Annotated in this window: 17 protein-coding genes; 6 read left to right on the top strand and 11 right to left on the bottom strand. The window is 39.4% G+C overall.

Annotated features, from left to right (window positions below):
* Positions 1–82 precede the first annotated feature (82 nt).
* A complete protein-coding gene (queA, locus tag I8751_RS03295) occupies positions 83–1,264 on the bottom strand; it encodes a tRNA preQ1(34) S-adenosylmethionine ribosyltransferase-isomerase QueA (protein ID WP_214437735.1) in 1,182 nt (393 codons plus the stop codon).
* Between the two features lie 573 nt (positions 1,265–1,837).
* On the opposite strand from queA, the gene I8751_RS03300 reads away from it, so the two are divergent.
* On the top strand, positions 1,838–2,227 hold the full coding sequence (locus I8751_RS03300; protein WP_214437736.1) for a hypothetical protein: 390 nt from the start codon (positions 1,838–1,840) through the stop codon (positions 2,225–2,227).
* A gap of 86 nt (positions 2,228–2,313) precedes the next feature.
* On the opposite strand, the gene I8751_RS03305 is transcribed toward I8751_RS03300, so the two are convergent.
* The gene (locus I8751_RS03305) at positions 2,314–2,823 is read right to left on the bottom strand and encodes a YraN family protein (protein WP_214437737.1); all 510 of its coding nucleotides are present in this window, start codon (positions 2,821–2,823) and stop codon (positions 2,314–2,316) included.
* 14 nt (positions 2,824–2,837) lie between these two features.
* On the opposite strand from I8751_RS03305, the gene I8751_RS03310 reads away from it, so the two are divergent.
* Both I8751_RS03310 and I8751_RS03315 read left to right on the top strand, forming a co-directional pair.
* A complete protein-coding gene (locus tag I8751_RS03310; RefSeq protein WP_214437738.1) occupies positions 2,838–3,347 on the top strand; it encodes a pentapeptide repeat-containing protein in 510 nt (169 codons plus the stop codon).
* 426 nt (positions 3,348–3,773) lie between these two features.
* Entirely contained in the window at positions 3,774–4,058 is a 285-nt protein-coding gene (locus tag I8751_RS03315) for a hypothetical protein (RefSeq protein ID WP_214437739.1), read from the top strand.
* Positions 4,059–4,172: 114 nt separating this feature from the next.
* Here I8751_RS03315 and I8751_RS03320 read toward each other — a convergent pair whose 3' ends face one another.
* Entirely contained in the window at positions 4,173–6,341 is a 2,169-nt protein-coding gene (locus I8751_RS03320; protein WP_214437740.1) for a DEAD/DEAH box helicase, read from the bottom strand.
* 34 nt (positions 6,342–6,375) lie between these two features.
* Complete coding sequence (locus I8751_RS03325; protein WP_214437741.1) at positions 6,376–6,849, bottom strand: P-loop NTPase family protein; 474 nt, start codon at positions 6,847–6,849, stop codon at positions 6,376–6,378.
* A gap of 97 nt (positions 6,850–6,946) precedes the next feature.
* Between I8751_RS03325 and I8751_RS03330 the strand changes: the two genes are divergently transcribed.
* Positions 6,947–7,723 (top strand): class I SAM-dependent methyltransferase, encoded by a 777-nt coding sequence (locus tag I8751_RS03330; RefSeq protein WP_214437742.1) that lies wholly within the window; start codon positions 6,947–6,949, stop codon positions 7,721–7,723.
* A gap of 104 nt (positions 7,724–7,827) precedes the next feature.
* Here the strand turns inward: I8751_RS03330 and I8751_RS03335 are convergent, their stop codons facing one another.
* The 4 genes from I8751_RS03335 to sufB all read right to left on the bottom strand — a co-directional run bounded on the left by I8751_RS03335 (position 7,828) and on the right by sufB (position 12,803).
* Positions 7,828–9,090, bottom strand: a complete 1,263-nt coding sequence (locus tag I8751_RS03335; protein WP_214437743.1) for a cysteine desulfurase — start codon at positions 9,088–9,090, stop codon at positions 7,828–7,830.
* A 31-nt stretch (positions 9,091–9,121) separates the two neighbouring features.
* A complete protein-coding gene (gene sufD / locus I8751_RS03340; RefSeq protein WP_214437744.1) occupies positions 9,122–10,504 on the bottom strand; it encodes a Fe-S cluster assembly protein SufD in 1,383 nt (460 codons plus the stop codon).
* Entirely contained in the window at positions 10,504–11,289 is a 786-nt protein-coding gene (gene sufC, locus I8751_RS03345) for a Fe-S cluster assembly ATPase SufC (protein WP_214437745.1), read from the bottom strand. The genes sufD and sufC overlap by 1 nt, the downstream gene beginning before the upstream one ends.
* Before the next feature lie 74 nt (positions 11,290–11,363).
* On the bottom strand, positions 11,364–12,803 hold the full coding sequence (gene sufB, locus I8751_RS03350; protein ID WP_214437746.1) for a Fe-S cluster assembly protein SufB: 1,440 nt from the start codon (positions 12,801–12,803) through the stop codon (positions 11,364–11,366).
* A 275-nt stretch (positions 12,804–13,078) separates the two neighbouring features.
* On the opposite strand from sufB, the gene sufR reads away from it, so the two are divergent.
* Positions 13,079–13,798 carry an iron-sulfur cluster biosynthesis transcriptional regulator SufR gene (gene sufR / locus I8751_RS03355; protein WP_214437747.1) on the top strand — a complete coding sequence of 240 codons (720 nt, stop codon included), beginning with the start codon at positions 13,079–13,081 and terminating at the stop codon, positions 13,796–13,798.
* Positions 13,799–13,930: 132 nt separating this feature from the next.
* Positions 13,931–14,191 carry a hypothetical protein gene (locus tag I8751_RS03360; RefSeq protein ID WP_214437748.1) on the top strand — a complete coding sequence of 87 codons (261 nt, stop codon included), beginning with the start codon at positions 13,931–13,933 and terminating at the stop codon, positions 14,189–14,191.
* Between the two features lie 75 nt (positions 14,192–14,266).
* Here the strand turns inward: I8751_RS03360 and I8751_RS03365 are convergent, their stop codons facing one another.
* From I8751_RS03365 to I8751_RS03375, 3 genes are all read right to left on the bottom strand, one after another.
* Positions 14,267–15,154 (bottom strand): phytanoyl-CoA dioxygenase family protein, encoded by an 888-nt coding sequence (locus I8751_RS03365; protein ID WP_214437836.1) that lies wholly within the window; start codon positions 15,152–15,154, stop codon positions 14,267–14,269.
* Between the two features lie 678 nt (positions 15,155–15,832).
* Positions 15,833–16,825, bottom strand: a complete 993-nt coding sequence (locus I8751_RS03370) for a glycosyltransferase family 2 protein (RefSeq protein ID WP_214437749.1) — start codon at positions 16,823–16,825, stop codon at positions 15,833–15,835.
* A 452-nt stretch (positions 16,826–17,277) separates the two neighbouring features.
* A complete protein-coding gene (locus I8751_RS03375; protein ID WP_214437750.1) occupies positions 17,278–17,913 on the bottom strand; it encodes a hypothetical protein in 636 nt (211 codons plus the stop codon).
* Between the last annotated feature and the right edge of the window lie 207 nt (positions 17,914–18,120).

An 18,120-nucleotide genomic window follows, 5' to 3' on the forward strand; every position in this document is an offset into this window, starting at 1 on the left:
CTGCGCGTTAAGCGAAGCTATGCCAAAGACTTTATAACAAATACTTTGTTAGAGAGACGCGCCATAGCGTCTCTACAATGGTCTATCTACTCTCAACTTTTACCGCTGACGGTAAAATGAGCATGGCATCACCAAAAGAATAAAAGCGATACCCTGAAGCGATCGCTTCTTGGTATATATTTAACAAGCGTTGTCTGCCAATTAAGGCGCTCACCAGCATCAGTAAACTAGAACGTGGCAGGTGAAAATTAGTAATTAAACCATCTACTACCCGCCATTGGTAGCCAGGATAGATAAACAAGTCTGTCTTCCCACAAAATGCTTGTAAATCTCCAGATTCAGCCGCCCCTTCTAAAGCGCGTACTGCTGTTGTACCTACAGCGATAATTCGACCACCAGCTGATTTTGTGGCGCGGATTTGTTCTACTGTTGTGGCGGGGACTTCAATCCATTCTTCATGCATCTGATGGCTAGTCACATCTTCGACTTCCACAGGGCGAAATGTTCCTACACCAACATGTAGCGTAATATAAGCTTGATTAATATTGCGATCGCGCAATTTCTCCAATAATTCTGGTGTAAAATGTAACCCAGCCGTAGGCGCTGCGATCGCTCCTGGTTGTTGGGCGTAAACTGTTTGATACTGCTCATCAGCGGCTACCGATGCAGTGATATAAGGTGGTAAGGGTATCTCGCCAAATACATCTAAAAGCTGTACCAAAGACTTTCCCTCAGGCACATCAAATTGCAACAAACGTCCACTAGTCGCCGTATCTGTTTCTAAAACTGTAGCCGTTAGCTGAGGGGGTGGGGACTGGGTAAGAATATTTTCCTTTCCTAATCCTCGTGGTTCAAAAATTATTTTTGCTCCTTGTTTAAAACGTTTTCCTGGCTTGACTAAGGCCAACCAGCAGTTATACCCCCGTTCTTCCAATAGCAATACTTCTATTTCTGCACCAGTTGATTTATGACCATACAGTCGAGCTGGAATCACTTTTGTATTATTCATGATTAACAAATCACCAGGATGCAGTAGTGCTGGCAAATCACGAAAAATATGGTGTAGAGGTGCTGTCTCATTACCCGTAGTGGGAGAATTTACCACTAATAACCGCGAACTATCTCTAGGAAATGCGGGATTTTGGGCAATGAGTTCGGTTGGTAGTTCATAGTCATACCCAGCTAATGAACTATCTAAGTTCATATCTTTTGCTTCTGGGATAGAAGACTGATGCAAATTAACGTGTGCTATTTGTTTCTCCATTAAAATTCGTACTGACTTCAACAACTAAATTTAATTTCATCTTGAGACTATAAGATTGATACTATTAGATGAAGAAGGGAAAAGGGGAAAGGGAACCCCATGTTTAAAAATAGGCGAAGTCTTCCGGACAGAGGATTCTGCCCAAATAGTTTCGCGCGAAGCTCGCCACGTGGAATCTTCCATGTGGCAGATTTCGCGGGCTTTATACCATCTGGGGAAAAGTTTTAAATTTAATTCCTTTACCCCTTACCCCTTAACCTTTACTCCCTCTTGCTGATTTAGAGTCGCACTACGTTTACTCCTAAATCTTCTTTTAATATTCTCCATATTTAAAAATAGGGGCTTTATACCATCTGGGGAAAAGTTTTACTTTAATTCCTTTACCCCTTCCCCTTTACCCTTTACCCCTTACCCCTTACCCTTTACCTCTTCCCCCTCTTGGTAATACTGAAATATCAAGATAAAAATTGGGTAAACCTCCCCATACAAAAACGGGGGCTTTTACCCTACCGGGAACAGCGATCTATTGACGAATATAGATATGTAGGATTGGCTTTGATCCCAAACACAAACATGGAATATTTGTATTATCTGGCAAATGCCAGTCTAACTCTGAGAGTCGTTCAACATTTACACGGCAGACCCCAAATGCCTGTTTCGTTCGTCACCGTGATTCATCAGATTGATGGCTGGGTGGTTAGGATCAAACTTAAAAGTCAAGTCTCACTCCAAGAAGACGGCGATTTTAGGGCATTTCTCAATGAATTAGGAATTAGCTATGAACCGCCAATGCGTGTGCAAATGGCACTTTGGAGTTTAGAAGCGGGACAGTGCCCTGTAGACGTGATGCGTCGTTACCAAGTAGCGATCGTTTCCCACGGTAGCCCAGAAAGAGAAGAAATTGAAGCTTTCCGGCAACAGTTTGTCAGAGGACTGGGTTATTGTCCAGAAACACTGGCGTGATCACTTTTGATTTGAAAACTGCTAGCTCAAAATTGGTAATTGATAATGGGAATATTGGCTCTATTATCAATTACCACTAATCACCATCAGCTATCCATCGCAGAGTCGAAAGCTGCTGGAATATATTCTTGTAGATAAAATTGGTATCCTGCAACTGATGCGCTAATAAGGGCTTGGTGAGCAGTTGTAAGCTGCCGAGGCTGTTTTGATATTGGCTGACAGTAGACAATAGCAACATCAAAGCGACAGGCGCAATCTGCCATCTGGGGGAACTCAGCTAAAAATATTCCAGCCGTGCGCGAAAGTTTGGTTTGTTTTTGCAGGGTAATTGCACTTCTACCCCCTGCATCCCAATTACCAAAACTGCGAGTTTTAACTTCCACAAACGCTAAAGTAGGATACTGTGTAAAGTTAGGACTAATTGCATTTTTCCCAGAGTTGCAGTCATGATGTTGAGCAATAATATCGATTTCTCCCCATCGGCAACTAAAACGACGGTGTAGAATCACCCAATCTGTAGATTCCAACCATTGTGCAACTAGGTCTTCTCCTATTTGACCAATATCGGGATAATGAGATGGAGGAAGATTCGCCATTGGCTAAAAATAGCATGAATTTTAGATTAAGCAATCGGATATGGGCAAGCTTACTCAGTTTATTGCTTTGGGGAGTATTTGGCATCACAACAATTTTCGGTTGTGTTCCCATAGCTTTAGCCCTGGAATACAATAAAGAAATTTTGGTTGGGGCTGATTTTTCAGGACGTGATTTAAGAGATTCTAGTTTTACCAAAGCTAATCTCCGTCAGAGTGACTTCAGTCATGCCAACTTGAGTGGTGTTAGCTTTTTTGCAGCAAACTTAGAGTCGGCAAATTTAGAAGGAGTAGACCTCACGAATGCTACTTTAGACTCAGCCCGGCTGATCAAAACGAATTTGACAAATGCAGTGTTAGAAGGTGCATTTGCAGCTAATGCTAAATTTGATGGTGCGATCGTGGATGGTGCAGATTTTACTGATGTACTGCTGCGTCAGGATGAACAAAAAAAATTGTGCAAAGTTGCTGAGGGTACTAATCCAACTACAGGAAGGGATACGCGTGATACTTTATTTTGTCCCTAGTCCGCAGTTGAGCCATTGCTGAATGGTACTTCTTCCCTACGGGACGCTTCGCGCTAAGCGTAGCTATGCCGCAGGCTTTACGGAGAACCCGCAGGGTAGCAAGTAGGGTTGGTTTTCTGCCGTAACAAATTTTTCAAGACAAAGAGCGTTGAAAGACATCTATACTGTTGTTTTCCGTAGCATTGAATACTCTTTGAGCCTTCAACTAGTGGTAATTATAAAAGAAAATAGAAAACTTAAACAACAAGCTGAGAAAGCTTAATTAAGTTGTTATTAACAAATCAGGCATAAAATTTGCTAGATCGGATAAGATTTGTCATGCTTATTGCCAACCAAGTCTTCGGTTGGCTTGAAAATGAAAATAGCGCAGGCAAAAAGGTAGTTAGCAGCTACAAAATTTAAATTTGCTGAAGAATCACCAAAAATATGCCTGATTACAAACCTGGTAAAGTAGTGGTATTATTCGGGAATTTTCCCCTAAGCATTCGTGTACCTGCTGTTCCACGAGATGAGCAGTTGATTTTTTTGCGCGATCGCATTATTTTTCATGCCAATAGCCTTTTTGAACACGGACTATGGGATGAACCACTGACTGATATAGAACTTGAGCAAATTATGTCAGATGTGGAAATAGAGCGTGCATTTTTACCAGATTTGTGTACTGTCTTGTCATGGTTGGGAGATCCGCTACGGATATTTAACAAAAATTAGCTAAAGTTTTATTTATTTAAAGATACCTGCAATTCATTAGTAATGATATTTAGTTGATTGTTAAAGTATAAATTAGCTTTACAGAAATACTTAGCTTTGAAATGGCAACAGCAGCTACCATAATGTTACTTGCTGCTTAACTTCTAAGATATCTAAATAGTCTCTGGCAAAAGCTTTTCGTAAAAGTGGATAAGGAATGAATTCATCATACTTTTGAATTTCTGGTGCTTCTGAAGAACTCACCAAATCTTCAGGTGCAATTCTTTGTTCACATAATGAAACAATTTCTTGGTAAAGATACGGGAATTTATCTTTGCCTAATTTAATGATTAAATAATAAGGATTTACCCCACCAATGCTACTAATTTCCAAAGATTCCCGACAAAAAGAATTGAGCAATCTTTCTAATGTACGGTAAGCAACCGTACCCATCCAAGGAAAAATGCAGCATTTACCTTTTTCTAATTGCAATATATTTTGTTTATCTAATCCAGCAGATTGCGCTAATTTACGAACTGCTTGCAAACGTTGCTTCGCATTATTTTGCAAGTAGCTATACTCTACATTATCTAATAAAACTTGCCGCATTTTTTGCAAAATTTTTGTATGGATAGTACCACTACTGCCACGCCAATAAATAGTAGATTTACCTTCCACCTGTTTTACAGAAACTACTTTCTTTCTGAAATCAACTTCTAAGACTTCCCAAGTTATTCCTGCTAAGGCAAACTGATTACCAACAGGAGGCGGCATGGCAATACTACCAATTGCTGTTGTTGCTTGCTTCACTACATATTCTTGGCTATCTGGAAAAACAGCATAAAATTGAAATTTTCCTGCCACTTTTTCCCCAGCTAAACCAATGATTAATTTACCTTGTTCAGTTCGATGAAGATGGTCAATGTCAATTAGATAGCGTAATAATAGTTTAAAATCTTCTGGGGAAATAGCTGAAAATGGTGGTAAGTTTAAAACTTGTTTAGCTAGAGCCGCAGGTAAAAGTTCTCCTGTTGCTGCGATAATACTCATTGTCTGATGATATAGTAAACTTAAAGGGTATTTAATCGGGTTTATCGGTTCAATCCAACGTTCTTCTAAATAAAGTTGGATAATGGCGATACATTGCAAAAGTTGCCAGGGAATTTGTTCTGGAAAAGGTGCTTCGGCTAATGGTTGATTTTCAGCGCATATAAAGCGCATATCAGCAGATTCGCCTCTTCTGCCACTGCGGCCTAATCTTTGTAAAAAACTAGCTACAGACAGCGGAGATTCTAACTGAATGACTCGCTCTAAATGACCAATATCTATGCCTAACTCTAAGGTTAAAGTAGCGGCAGTGACAGCTGGATTATTGGGTTCGCGCATAGCATTTTCAGCAGCTTGTCGTAGGCTAGCCGATATACTGCCATGATGGACGTGATATATATCTGGTAGTGCTTGTTCTGTAGCTATTTGTCGCAAAGATGCAATGATGGATTCGGTTTGGGTGCGGTTGTTAGCAAATATCAGGCATTTGCGATTTTTACTCAGGTTGAAAACATATTGTTCGTATGCTGTTGTCTCAGAATCATCGACTTCATCTTTAAGATAAAAGTGTTCTACAGCCAACTTAATTTGACGTTTGACTGCTGCAATTTTGGGAGTAATGACTGGGTTTTCAGTTCCAGAACGCAACCATGCTTCAGCCATTGCATAGTCACCGAGAGTCGCTGACAAACCAACACGACGAGGTTGTGTAGATGTCAATTTTGCTAAACGCTGTAATTGACAGATAATTTGACAACCGCGTTCAGAACCCATAAACGCGTGAATTTCATCGATGATCACAAAGCGCAAATCACCAAATAAGCGTATTAATTCACTATGTTTGTTAATTAACAAGCTTTCTAATGATTCTGGTGTGATTTGGAGAATACCTTGAGGATTTTTTAAAAGCTTGTTTTTGCGGCTTTGAGCAACATCACCATGCCAATGATAAACAGGAATATCTGCTGATTTTAGTAAGTCGTTGAGACGCTCAAATTGGTCGTTAATTAAAGCTTTAATGGGGCCAATATATAGTACACCTATAGTCTGGGCAGGTTTTTCATATAATTGAGTTATGACTGGTAAAAAAGCTGCTTCTGTTTTCCCAGCAGCGGTAGCAGCAGCAATTAATAAATGAGCATTTGTATCAAATATAACTTGGCAAGCGGCAAGTTGAACTGGTCGCAATTCAGTCCAGTTATGATGATATATATATTCTTGAATGAAGGGTGCAAGTCTGCTAAAAGCATCTCTCATTTTTAATCATCATATTTGATTTGAGATGACTGTGTTATACAACAATTTCATGCTTCTTACCAGTATATTGATTAAATATTAAGCGATGGGATGAATAACCGAATTCATCATCGCGTTCTTCATATTGTTGAATCCACTTCTGTAGAAACTCGAATGTTTGCGCCTGTTCCTCAGCTGATTTAAATTTATGTGGCTCCCAAGGACGATTACGGTTATTTTCAAGACACTTATTAATGCCGGGATTGAGAAAATAGATTTCGGTTGAGAATGCGATCGCAATTTCAATTAAAGTACTGTAACAGCCTTCAATTATCCAATAAATATTATTTTCGATGAAGTTTTGTAGATCTTTTACTGCATCTGCGTGAGAACGTCTTATGGCAATTTGGTTGGGTTCCCAAACGATAGTATCGAGATCAAGAATTGGAATCACCAAGTCTTTACCAAGTTTATTAGCAAGAGTGCTTTTTCCAGAACCGGAATTACCAAATATTAAAATTCGATACATTTTTGAAGTTTTCAGTTAAGAAATAAGCTTGTGTTATATTTGGGACATTTACCACACAACTTTTTATTAATTTTTTATCTACCTACAATCGAGCAAAATGTCTATATATAATTCAATTGGTCAACAATATTCAAAAACTCGCATTCCCGATATTCGCATTGTTACTAAATTAATTAATTTACTCAATTTACCTACGGGTAGTACCATCGCCGATATTGGGGCTGGTACTGGTGGTTACAGTTTTGCCTTAGCTAACCAAGGATTTATTGTTAATGCTGTTGAACCATCTGTAGTGATGCAAAAACAAGTAGTCAAACACCCACAAGTTAAGTGGTTTACTGGCTATGCAGAAAACTTACCTTTGGTAGATAAATCTGTTGATGGTGTTGTCAGTATTTTAGCAATACATCACTATTATAATCTCAAAAAAGCGTTTCAGGAGATGCAAAGAATTATTAGGAATGGGACAATAGTTTTGCTAACTTTTGATATTAGACTCGCTCAAAAAATATGGCTTTATGATTATTTTCCGTTTCTCTGGGAAGATGCTTTGCGATTTTTACCTCTTAATGAACAAATTAATTTGATTGAGATTAATACTAAAAGGCGGGTTGAAGCCATACCACTTTTACTACCCCATGATTTGTCTGATTTGTTTGCAGCAGCAGCTTGGAGGCGACCAGAATTATATCTTCAACCAGAAGTACGTGCAGGTATATCATCTTTTGCTTTAGCAAATCAAAATTTAATTGAACAAGGAATACAGTTACTCACAGCAGATTTAAGGAGTGGTGAATGGACACAAAAATATGGTGATATTCAAAATTTGACAGAAATTGATATAGGTTATCGATTCATACGTATTGGAACGTGAGTTCGACGAAACTAAAAAATAGCAGGAGGTAGTGTAGACAAATCTTTTGGGTAAATGTCTATCGAGGGACGTACAGATGTATGCCCCTACTGCTTGTGAATGATTTAACTTGAAAACTCTGCAAAAAAGTCTAAGGTTTCCTTCAACGCCTTGATGAAAATATCAATTTCTTCACGGGTGTTATAAAAGGATAAACTTGCCCGTGCAGTTGCCGGCAGATCTAAATAACGGTGTAATGGCTGAGTACAATGGTGTCCTGAACGAATGGCCACGCCTTCTTGATCTAATAATGTAGATAAGTCGTTAGCGTGAACTTCCCCAGCTGTAAATGACGCTAGCGCGGCTCTTCCTTCTCCTTGAGCATTTGGTTTAGGCCCGTAAATCCGAATTTGAGGAATTTGCTTCAATTGTTGGAACAAGTAAGCTGTTAATTCGGCTTCGTAGGCGTGGATTCTATCCATACCAATACTGCTAAGATAATCTACTGCTGCACCAAGAGCGATCGCCTCGGCAATTGCAGGTGTACCGGCTTCAAATTTATGGGGCAATTCCGCATAAGTGGAATGGTCTAAATAAACTTCTGCAATCATTTCACCACCACCAAAAAAGGGTGGCATTGATTCCAAAAGTTCCAGCTTACCATACAAAAACCCAATGCCAGTTGGAGCGCACATTTTGTGACCGGATGCAACCAACCAATCACAATTTATCTGTTGCACATCGACAGGCATGTGTGGCACACTTTGACAAGCATCAACTAAGAATTTCGCATCGTATCTGTGAGCGATCACCGCAATTTCTGCTACTGGGTTAATACAACCCAAAGTATTAGAAACATGGGATATTGCCACCAGTTTTGTCTTCTCAGAAATCAGTTGTTTAAACTGTTCCAAATCAAAAGTTTCTGCTGGCGTGAGTCCCACAAACTTTAAGACTGCACCCGTTTTTTGAGCTACAAATTGCCAGGGAACAATATTACTGTGGTGTTCCATAACCGACAGAATAATCTCATCTCCCGGCTGTAAATTATTCATTCCCCAACTGTAAGCTACTAAATTAATAGCTTCACTAGCGTTGCGGGTATAGACAATTTCCTGACGTGATCCAGCATTGATAAATTTAGCAACTTTATCTCGCGCTGCTTCATAAGCATCAGTAGCTTTAGCACTCAGTGTATGGGCACCCCGATGCACATTGGCATTATATTGCTCGTAGTAATCGCGCAAAGCATTTAACACTAGCAAAGGTTTTTGCGAGGTAGCTGCATTATCCAGATAAACCAATGGTTTTTCGTTGACTTCCTGACGCAATATCGGGAAATCAGCGCGAACTTCATCGGCTAAGGTTTTGGTAGAGGTGAAGGTCATTTTTGGTTAGTCAGTTGTCAGTTGTCAGTGGTCAGTTGTCAGTTGTGAAAGACTTTAGATTAGTGACTGTATTTAATAGGATTTTTTGCAGGGAGGGAATAGGGATTTGGCTGAGAATTTCGGCAGCAAAGGCGTTAATTAACAAATTACGAGCATCGTTTTCATTAATGCCTCGGCTTTGTAGATAGAAGATTTCATCATCTTCCAATTGGCTAACTGTAGCACCATGAGCGCATTTCACGTTATCAGCAGTAATTTCCAACTGGGGTTTGGTATCAACTCTGGCTTTAGGTGATAGCAGCAAATTTCGATTTAACTGGGCTGCATCTGTCAACTGTGCTGGTTTAGGCACAAAAACTTTGCCGTTGAATACCGCATGAGCGCGATCGCCTACAATACACTTATGCAATTGTCTACTTGTACTGTGAGGATAATTAAGCGCGATCGCACTGTGAGTATCCGCCAATTGATTCCCCGAAATCATCGTTAACCCATTGAGATTAGTTTGGGTTTGCTCACCAGTTTGCAAAATTTCTAAATTGTGCCGCGACAACTTTGCACCCAAAGTTATGGCATGACAAGTATATCGACTATCACGAGATTGAGCGATCGCAGTTTTCCCAATATGAAAAGCCTCTCCACTTTCGCGCTCAACCCTAGTATGATTCACCTCAGCATTATCAGCAATCCAAACTTCCATAACCGCATTGGTGAAATATAATCCCTCTTCCTCTGCGCACTCTGCGTCTCGGCGGTTCGTATACTCCTCAATCAAACTCACCTGCGAACCACTTTCCGCCACCACCAAACAACGCGGCTGGAAAATCATCGCTGACTCACCCACCACCGAAACAAACAGCAAATGAATTGGTGTCTCCACCATTACATTCTTCGCCACCAACACCACAGCCACATCAGATATCCCAGCAGTATTAAGAGCAGTAAAAACTTCCTGCGTTCCCTCAGCTTGAGCTAAATACTGACTGACACGCTGCTGCTCAGATTCAGACAACCCAGCCCAATTACTTACTACCACCCCAGAAGGCAAATCAGCAACTGCCGATAACTCTGGCGCATAAACGCCATTTACAAATACCAAACGACTATTAGCCGCTTCTGGTAAAATCAGCGATGAAATATCAGCCGATTTAAGTTGCTTATCTACCTGAAATTGCAGCTTTCGCAACTCTGACAAATCAGTAAATCGCCATTCTTCCTCGCGGGTAGTGGGGATAGTTGAATGACGTACCCAATTAGCAGCGTGTTGACGCAATTTTTGTAACCCATCTGCGGCTGGGGATAAAATTACCTGCTCTAACAATCGAGTTAAATAAGCATCTCTATCTAACAGAGTAGATGTCAAATTAACTGCATCCGAGTTAGGAATCGGACTGGGAGATACTTGAATTGTCATTACACACCCACCTCAACCGCTTCTTCCAGTACCCAGTCATAACCACGAGATTCCAATTCTAGTGCCAATTCTTTACCGCCACTGGTGAGAATCTGCCCATTGGCCATTACATGCACGTAATCTGGCACGATGTAATTAAGTAACCGCTGGTAGTGGGTAATCATAATTGTGGCATTTTGGGGATTTGCCAGCTGATTTACCCCGTTCGCTACAATCTTCAACGCGTCGATATCTAAACCAGAATCAGTTTCATCTAAGATTGCCAATTTTGGTTCTAGCAGTGCCATTTGCAGAATTTCATTCCGCTTCTTCTCGCCCCCAGAAAACCCTTCATTCAAACTCCGACTGAGGAAAGCGGGATTCATCTTCACCACTTCTAACTTTTCCTCAATCAAATCGTCAAAATCAAAGGCATCCACTTCTTCTAAACCCTGTGCCTTGCGACGAGAATTGTACGCTACCCGCAAGAAATCCAAATTACTCACACCCGGAATTTCTAGTGGATATTGAAACGCCAAAAATACGCCACTTCTTGCTCGTTCTTCGGGTTCCATTTCCAACAGATTTTGCCCTTGGAAAATCACTTCACCACCAGTTACTTCATAAGCTGGATGTCCCGCCAGCACCTTAGAAAAGGTACTTTTCCCAGAACCATTCGGCCCCATAATTGCATGGATTTCACCAGAGTGAACCTCTAGATTCAAACCTTTTAAGATTGGTGTGCCATCAACTGTAGCCGTCAAATTCTTAACTGACAGCACAACTTCACTATTTTCAATAATCATGTTCTCTCTCTTCTTTTTTGGTTCGTAGTAGGCGCTTTAGCGCCTTTATCGCAGTACTAAAGTACTTACTACCATTACCCAACGCTGCCTTCTAACTTCAGGCTCAACAATTTATCAGCTTCTACAGCAAATTCCATCGGGAGTTGATTGAAAACATCTTTGCAGAAGCCGCTAATCATCATTGAAATGGCATCTTCTGCTGAAATGCCTCTTTGGGCAAAGTAAAATAGTTGATCTTCTCCAATCTTGGAGGTTGAAGCTTCATGCTCTACTTTGGCAGTATTATTCTGCACTTGGATATAAGGGAAAGTATTAGCATGGGCATTATCCCCAATTAGCATGGAGTCGCACTGAGAATAATTTCTTGCTCCTTTAGCTGTAGGATTAACTTTCACTAAACCCCGGTAGCTATTATTAGATTTACCTGCGGAGATTCCTTTAGAGATAATTGTGCTGCGGGTATTCTTGCCAATATGAACCATTTTGCTGCCAGTATCGGCTTGCTGCATATTATTTGTAAGCGCTACCGAATAGAATTCGCCTACAGAATTATCACCCACCAAAACGCAGCTGGGATACTTCCAAGTGATTGCTGAACCAGTTTCTACTTGAGTCCAGGAAATTTTGGAATTGACACCTTTACACAAACCGCGTTTGGTAACGAAGTTGTAAATACCGCCTTTACCATTTTCATCGCCGGCGTACCAGTTTTGGACGGTGGAGTATTTAATCTCGGCATTATCTAGGGCGACGAGTTCTACAACCGCAGCGTGGAGTTGGTTGGTGTCGTACATCGGCGCGGTACAACCTTCTAGATAGGAAACATAGCTACCTTCTTCGGCGACAATTAAAGTCCGCTCGAATTGTCCTGTATCACCAGAGTTGATGCGGAAGTAGGTAGATAGTTCCATTGGGCATTTAACGCCTTTAGGAATGTAGACGAAGGAACCATCGCTAAATACAGCAGCGTTCAAGGCTGCAAAGTAGTTGTCTGCTACAGGGACGACGCTACCCAAATATTTTTTGATTAGTTCTGGGTGTTCTTGCAATGCTTCCGAAATCGAGCAGAAAATTACGCCGTCTTCGGCTAGCTTTTCCTTAAATGTAGTGGCGACGGAAACGCTATCGAAAATTGCATCAACGGCAACGTTGGCTAGGCGCTTTTGTTCAGATAGAGAAATGCCTAGCTTCTCAAAGGTTTCTAAGAGGGTAGGATCAACTTCATCTAGACTGTTCAGCTTTTGTGGCTTTTTTTTCGGAGCTGAATAGTAGATGATATCCTGATAATTTATAGGCGGATACTTGACGTTAGGCCAAGTTGGTTCCGTCATTTTTTGCCACTGACGATAAGCTTTAAGGCGAAAGTCCAGCATAAACTGCGGCTCGTTCTTCTTGGCAGAAATCAAGCGGACAACGTCCTCGTTTAGTCCACGCGGGATAGTGTCGGCTTCAATGTCAGTGATAAAGCCGTACTTGTAGGGTTGGTTGACTAAGGTTTTGACAGTGGCACTCATCAGTAATAATCTCTCGTGTTCGGTTGAATCTCTACGGCAGTCACTATAAGGGGAAAAATCTGCCTCTTAAGGATGGAAGACGGGCTTATATTTAGCCGATTCCCAATTCAGATGACCGAGTGGTAACACGGCTGTTAGAATAAGGATGAAGACTAAAACAACAACTATGTTGTTTAATGTATCTTCATTTTACGCTAAATTAACAACAACAATGTTGTTAAAGTCAATTTTTCTAAAAAATTTTTGGGGCGTTCGCGAAACGTCTCGTAGAGAAGATGGCGACTACCCACCAGTCCTCAACCAAGCAAGATATCCTAGAATACCTTCTGAAACACTCGCAAGCAACGGCTTTTGAGCTAGCTGAAGTTTTAGATGTTAGTCCCCAAGCGATTCGTCGTCATCTCAAAGATTTGGAGGCACAGAAATTAGTCTTGTATTCGTCAACGCTACAGCCGCAGAGTACTCAGATTGCTGACTCCGTACAAGGTGAAATTCGCGGCATGGGACGGCCGCAGCATGTTTATCAATTAAGTCGTCAAGGACGCGATCGCCTGCACCGGACGAATGACTTTCAAAGCGATCGCTATGGTGATTTTGCTGTTTCTTTGCTGGATACCCTAGCCGAAACAGTTGGATATGACCAAGTGAGTTCAATTCTACAAAAACAGTGGGAGCGTAAAGCCCAAGAATACCGCGAACATTTAGGCACTGGTTCTCTGCAAGAACGTGTAGCCAAGTTAGTGGAGCTGAGAAAGACTGAAGGCTTTATGGCAGAGTACCACCCTGTAGACTCAAATGGCTCATTACTAGGAAATAAATTTATCTTTATGGAACATAACTGCGCGATTTCTAATGTTGCCGAGTCTTTCCCCAGCATCTGCGGTCACGAATTAGAAATGTTTGCTGCTGTTTTACCAGATTGTACAGTTGAGCGTACTCACTGGCTGATCAACGGTGAACATCGTTGTGGCTATTTAGTAGAAGCTCGAAAATAAAAGTATCATGGATAAATTAATTTTCATATCTAGTTTAGGCCATGAATACTAACTTAGTAGTAAAAAATTTTACAAATTAGTTATTATTTAATGTGCATCAGTAATTATTTAAATTAAGTTGAGTTCCAATTTATGGATGTAGAACCACAGCAATCTTCAACACAATTTTTAACCTTAGAAGAATCAGCAAAAGTAGATGCTGCCTTGTTATCTTCATCAGAAAAATTTTTAACAAGATTGACTATTTCATCACTGAAACTTTTAAAGTATATTGCCCAAGAACACGATGTTGCTATTGAAGATTTAACAGCACAGCAGGTAATTGCTTGGTTTGAAAAAGATAGCAAGATTAGACGAGAACAAGGAATTGAAGCTTCGTATTTGAAATGGTGATTGTAGAATTAAAAGATTATTTTTAGTGTTATTACTATGAACTTGCTTCTCCATCAATCTAAACTTAACGTACTACTAGGACGAACGCCAAAAAACACACTGTTTTTGATCTTCAGAAAGTTTTGTAGCAATAATTGCTAAATCCTCATTAGTCAAGGAAGATTCGTAATAAAAAGGGTGCTTTGGGGATCTACAACTGTAGTCAAAGAATATTGTGAATCTATCTGAAGCGATAGGTACAGTTCCCCGATGGAAAATATTAGCAGTGTCAGCAATGATTACTGTACCAGAAGGGCCTATACAAGATTTCCAAGTTAGGGGTGATATAACTTGCTGCATAGTTTGGTTTTGAATGTATTCATAGTTATATCTTAGAGAGCGAGCTACTGTTGAGGTAAAAGAGTATGGAATATATTGAAATGGGCCGCCATCATCATGCACATCATTTAAATAAACAATAATTTTAAGTACTTTTCGGTCTTCTTTGTCTAAATGCCAAAGCCTTGATTTTTTTTGAATTCCATTGGCGATATCTCTACGAAAATAAGGGCCATGATACGCTACTGGCAGACCTAGATAATTTTCAGTAATATTGAGTAAACGTTGTTGAAGTCCCCAGCAAAAAATTTCTAAATGTTTCATAATTTGCTTAGGGGTAGCATGAATGGTGAATTCATGCTGACTTCCAGAAATGCTTTGGGGAATTTCTGAGATCAAGCTTGACGCTGCTTGTAACATTTGTGGAGTAGAGGGAATTGAGAGTTCTGCTAATGAAGTTACAACAATTTTTTCACTTTTAAGAGTCTCAACTAAATTTAGATCAGTGTTTGAAAGTTTAGGTAAATTATCTAGATGTTTTTGTATTAATGCTTGATAAGTAAGGTTAGATAAATGGCTCACTAAAGGGGTTTGATAAATGTTTTGTAAAATTCGATTGTTAATTTTTTGGATAGTTTTTTTCATCTTTCCTCTATTTTTTTTAGATGAGTTCAATTCAGTCGAATTTGATTTCAAAACTATTCTTGTTTGGTCAAACAAAAATTAAAAATTTATAAGATTTAAGCTATAAATTGCAGGTGTTTGTAAGTTTTAATTTCCCAAATTCTTTAGTGTTATAACTTCTGTCTTCAGATAGATAAGAAACATACTTAATCGGAGTAGAAGTAGCGAATATCACATAAATTTTTATTTAATGGCTGAAAGCCTTGCTACCAAAGAATTACAAAAATGGAATTGCTTGGATAAAAGAAATTTATTTATTGAGACAGAAAAAAGTTTGTCTAAAATCGATTGAGCCAGAATAGCAACATAAAAAAGCGCCACCTAATAATACCCCTCTTCCAAAAATAGAAATATTCGTTAAAAGAAGGGGATTAAGATATTAGGTGGGCTCACGATTGGCTTTGAAGTTTAATATTCAAAAATAGAATTAATCGCAGACTCGATTAACTTATTTGTTTTTGTTTTTGTGGCTTTGCCGTACTGCCTCAGCATGTTGTTCTGGTGTACCACCACGAGTACCCTTTTGTTCTAGTTATGAAATCAAGCGATAACAGATAAGAAATCCCCTAATTCAACAGAATTTTAGGGGAAAATAGTTAACAATATAGCTATTTATCTATAAACAGTTTATTCTAGGCTCTAGATTTTTTGGTGTTTATTTTTTACAAAAAGCTGAGTCAGTACACTCTCCACAAAAGCCCGAAAATTGAGGTAAATCTGGGAGTTAAATTGCCAAGGTAAAATATTTAACAGCAAATCTTGAATTTGTTGTAGAGGAACTAATCTATGACGATTTGCCCACTTGTAGCCAATAGTCATAAATTTAGCATTTTCGGCTAAACCCCATTTTTGTTGAAAGTAATTTAGAGAAGCTTTATTCCAAGCATCACTCCAACGTAACCAAAAATATGGTAAGTCGTACCATACCAAGGGCACTGGAAGTACGTAAATCACAGTACTAGCTGGCTCTAGATAAATAGTCCCACCCATTGCACGGACTGTTAAGCAAAAATCAGTTTCTTCTGCAAGACTCATTAATTTTTCGTCGAAGTCACCTAACTGCTTAAAAATAGCAGTACGTATCAAAACACAATGAAATTCTATCAACTGTGTTGGTTCTCTTAGCAGTTGAGATTTTACTGAAGGTAACTGATTCTTGGCAAAGTACCGTTGCTCACGTAAATCTAGTTTTCCTTCTTGCTCTTGAAATTCACAAAAGCCACCTGCCATGTGGATATTTTGAGTTTCTAGATTTTCTGACACTCCATCTAAGTAGAGTGGCCCTACAACCGATGCATCTGTTTCATCAGCACATTCTACAAGCTTGTTTAACCAACCAGGTGTGACTTGGACATCGTTATCAATAAAAACAACGTATTTAGTATCAATGTATGACAATGCTAAGTTACGTGCTTGATTAGGAGATAAATAGTTTTCTGTACGGATTAAGTGAAAAGCTTTTGCGGATGATTGTGCTTCTAGGTAACGCTTAACTGGACGGGGAGAATTGCCATCTATATAAATTAATTTAAAGGGAATATCAGTATGTGCATAAATACCTTCTAATGAAAATTGCGTATAACTGAATCGCTCTCTTGGTACAACAACAACTGTAACTTGGGGTTCCGACATATTATTTAAGTATTTTTTGCATAACTTGGTGCGGTTCTCCGAGTATATGCTTATAGAAGAAAATGAATATAAATTTGGTATGTATTTTCACTCAGTTTAATTTAAAAAAGTATGTTTTTTTCTAAGTGAAAACTTTAAAAATCAGTCCTAATTATGAAGTTATCTATGGTGAATTAGTTATTAAAAATGTTATTACCTATAAATTGAAGGCGAGTTTTATAACTCAAAGTATTGTTATATTTGGATTAACAGGACTATCTGTAGTCAGTTGCAATACTCACTTGCCAGCAGGTGCTACTAAAAACCAAGTTTTAACAGCAATGGAAGGTCATGTTTTAACGATAGTAGAATTATTGGACGCTATCAACGCCAACGTTGAAATCGCAAAAAGCACCTTAAACAAGGTGCTTTTAAAATTTATGAAATTTAGTTTTTCAGCAAATTACTTAATGTTAGCGGTCGTAGTTGTTAGCTCTAGGACTGCGAGCCCCAACAACAGATCCTATCAAGGAAGCGGCTAAACCCAGCAAAGAACCAATCACAAACCACCATAAACCTCTTGAGGTTGCAGCAGCGATATCACGAGCTTGCTCAGCAGTAACAGTAGGTACATTTTGCGGTAGGACAGTACCTGGTTGTTGTTGTACTTGATTGATAACTCCTGCGGCATTGGAAGCAGCAACACCAAAAGCACCAGATACACCGCTTGCCAATAGCCAAGAACTAAGGGCTAAAGTAGTAGCCCAAAAGATTGCACCGTTAAGCAACGCTGTGTTGCGATTCATTGGCCCACAAGCACGGGTTGTCACCCAACCCCCAATAAATAAGGAAATTAACAAAGCGATTGTTGACCAAATTCCCACATTACCTGCGATATCTGGTGTAATTGTTCTAGGCGCTCCTGAGCCTGCAATACTGCCTGCTCCAATTGCGCCAAATAAGGAACTCAAAATCAACTGAGTGGCTAAGGCAACCAATACACCAGAAATTATGGGACCCCAGCGAACACGATCATGATATTCTGCTACTCTACCTGCTGCTACAGGCTCATTAATAACATCATCACCTACACGATTTACGTATGACATAGCTTATTTTCTCCTCTCCATTGCTGTTTCAGCAAAGTTATTTAACAGATATATTTTTTGACTCTATGCTTAAAATTAAATTGCTTATTACGGATTTCAGTATCTATCAATGGAAAGATCTAGACACTCTATCGAGAGTAAGAATAAAGACTTAAATTTACAACTTTTAATTTAATTTAATTTATTTCTTATTTATTTTTTTAGTTT

Source organism: Atlanticothrix silvestris CENA357 (assembly GCF_016056295.1).
Lineage (GTDB): Bacteria > Cyanobacteriota > Cyanobacteriia > Cyanobacteriales > Nostocaceae > Atlanticothrix > Atlanticothrix silvestris.

Coding starts and splice junctions, on each gene's coding strand:
- queA (WP_214437735.1), bottom strand. CDS start 1,264: ATGGAGAAACAAATAGCACACGTTAATTTGCATCAGTCTTCTATCCCA.
- I8751_RS03300 (WP_214437736.1), top strand. CDS start 1,838: ATGGAATATTTGTATTATCTGGCAAATGCCAGTCTAACTCTGAGAGTC.
- I8751_RS03305 (WP_214437737.1), bottom strand. CDS start 2,823: ATGGCGAATCTTCCTCCATCTCATTATCCCGATATTGGTCAAATAGGA.
- I8751_RS03310 (WP_214437738.1), top strand. CDS start 2,838: ATGAATTTTAGATTAAGCAATCGGATATGGGCAAGCTTACTCAGTTTA.
- I8751_RS03315 (WP_214437739.1), top strand. CDS start 3,774: ATGCCTGATTACAAACCTGGTAAAGTAGTGGTATTATTCGGGAATTTT.
- I8751_RS03320 (WP_214437740.1), bottom strand. CDS start 6,341: ATGAGAGATGCTTTTAGCAGACTTGCACCCTTCATTCAAGAATATATA.
- I8751_RS03325 (WP_214437741.1), bottom strand. CDS start 6,849: ATGTATCGAATTTTAATATTTGGTAATTCCGGTTCTGGAAAAAGCACT.
- I8751_RS03330 (WP_214437742.1), top strand. CDS start 6,947: ATGTCTATATATAATTCAATTGGTCAACAATATTCAAAAACTCGCATT.
- I8751_RS03335 (WP_214437743.1), bottom strand. CDS start 9,090: ATGACCTTCACCTCTACCAAAACCTTAGCCGATGAAGTTCGCGCTGAT.
- sufD (WP_214437744.1), bottom strand. CDS start 10,504: ATGACAATTCAAGTATCTCCCAGTCCGATTCCTAACTCGGATGCAGTT.
- sufC (WP_214437745.1), bottom strand. CDS start 11,289: ATGATTATTGAAAATAGTGAAGTTGTGCTGTCAGTTAAGAATTTGACG.
- sufB (WP_214437746.1), bottom strand. CDS start 12,803: ATGAGTGCCACTGTCAAAACCTTAGTCAACCAACCCTACAAGTACGGC.
- sufR (WP_214437747.1), top strand. CDS start 13,079: ATGGCGACTACCCACCAGTCCTCAACCAAGCAAGATATCCTAGAATAC.
- I8751_RS03360 (WP_214437748.1), top strand. CDS start 13,931: ATGGATGTAGAACCACAGCAATCTTCAACACAATTTTTAACCTTAGAA.
- I8751_RS03365 (WP_214437836.1), bottom strand. CDS start 15,154: ATGAAAAAAACTATCCAAAAAATTAACAATCGAATTTTACAAAACATT.
- I8751_RS03370 (WP_214437749.1), bottom strand. CDS start 16,825: ATGTCGGAACCCCAAGTTACAGTTGTTGTTGTACCAAGAGAGCGATTC.
- I8751_RS03375 (WP_214437750.1), bottom strand. CDS start 17,913: ATGTCATACGTAAATCGTGTAGGTGATGATGTTATTAATGAGCCTGTA.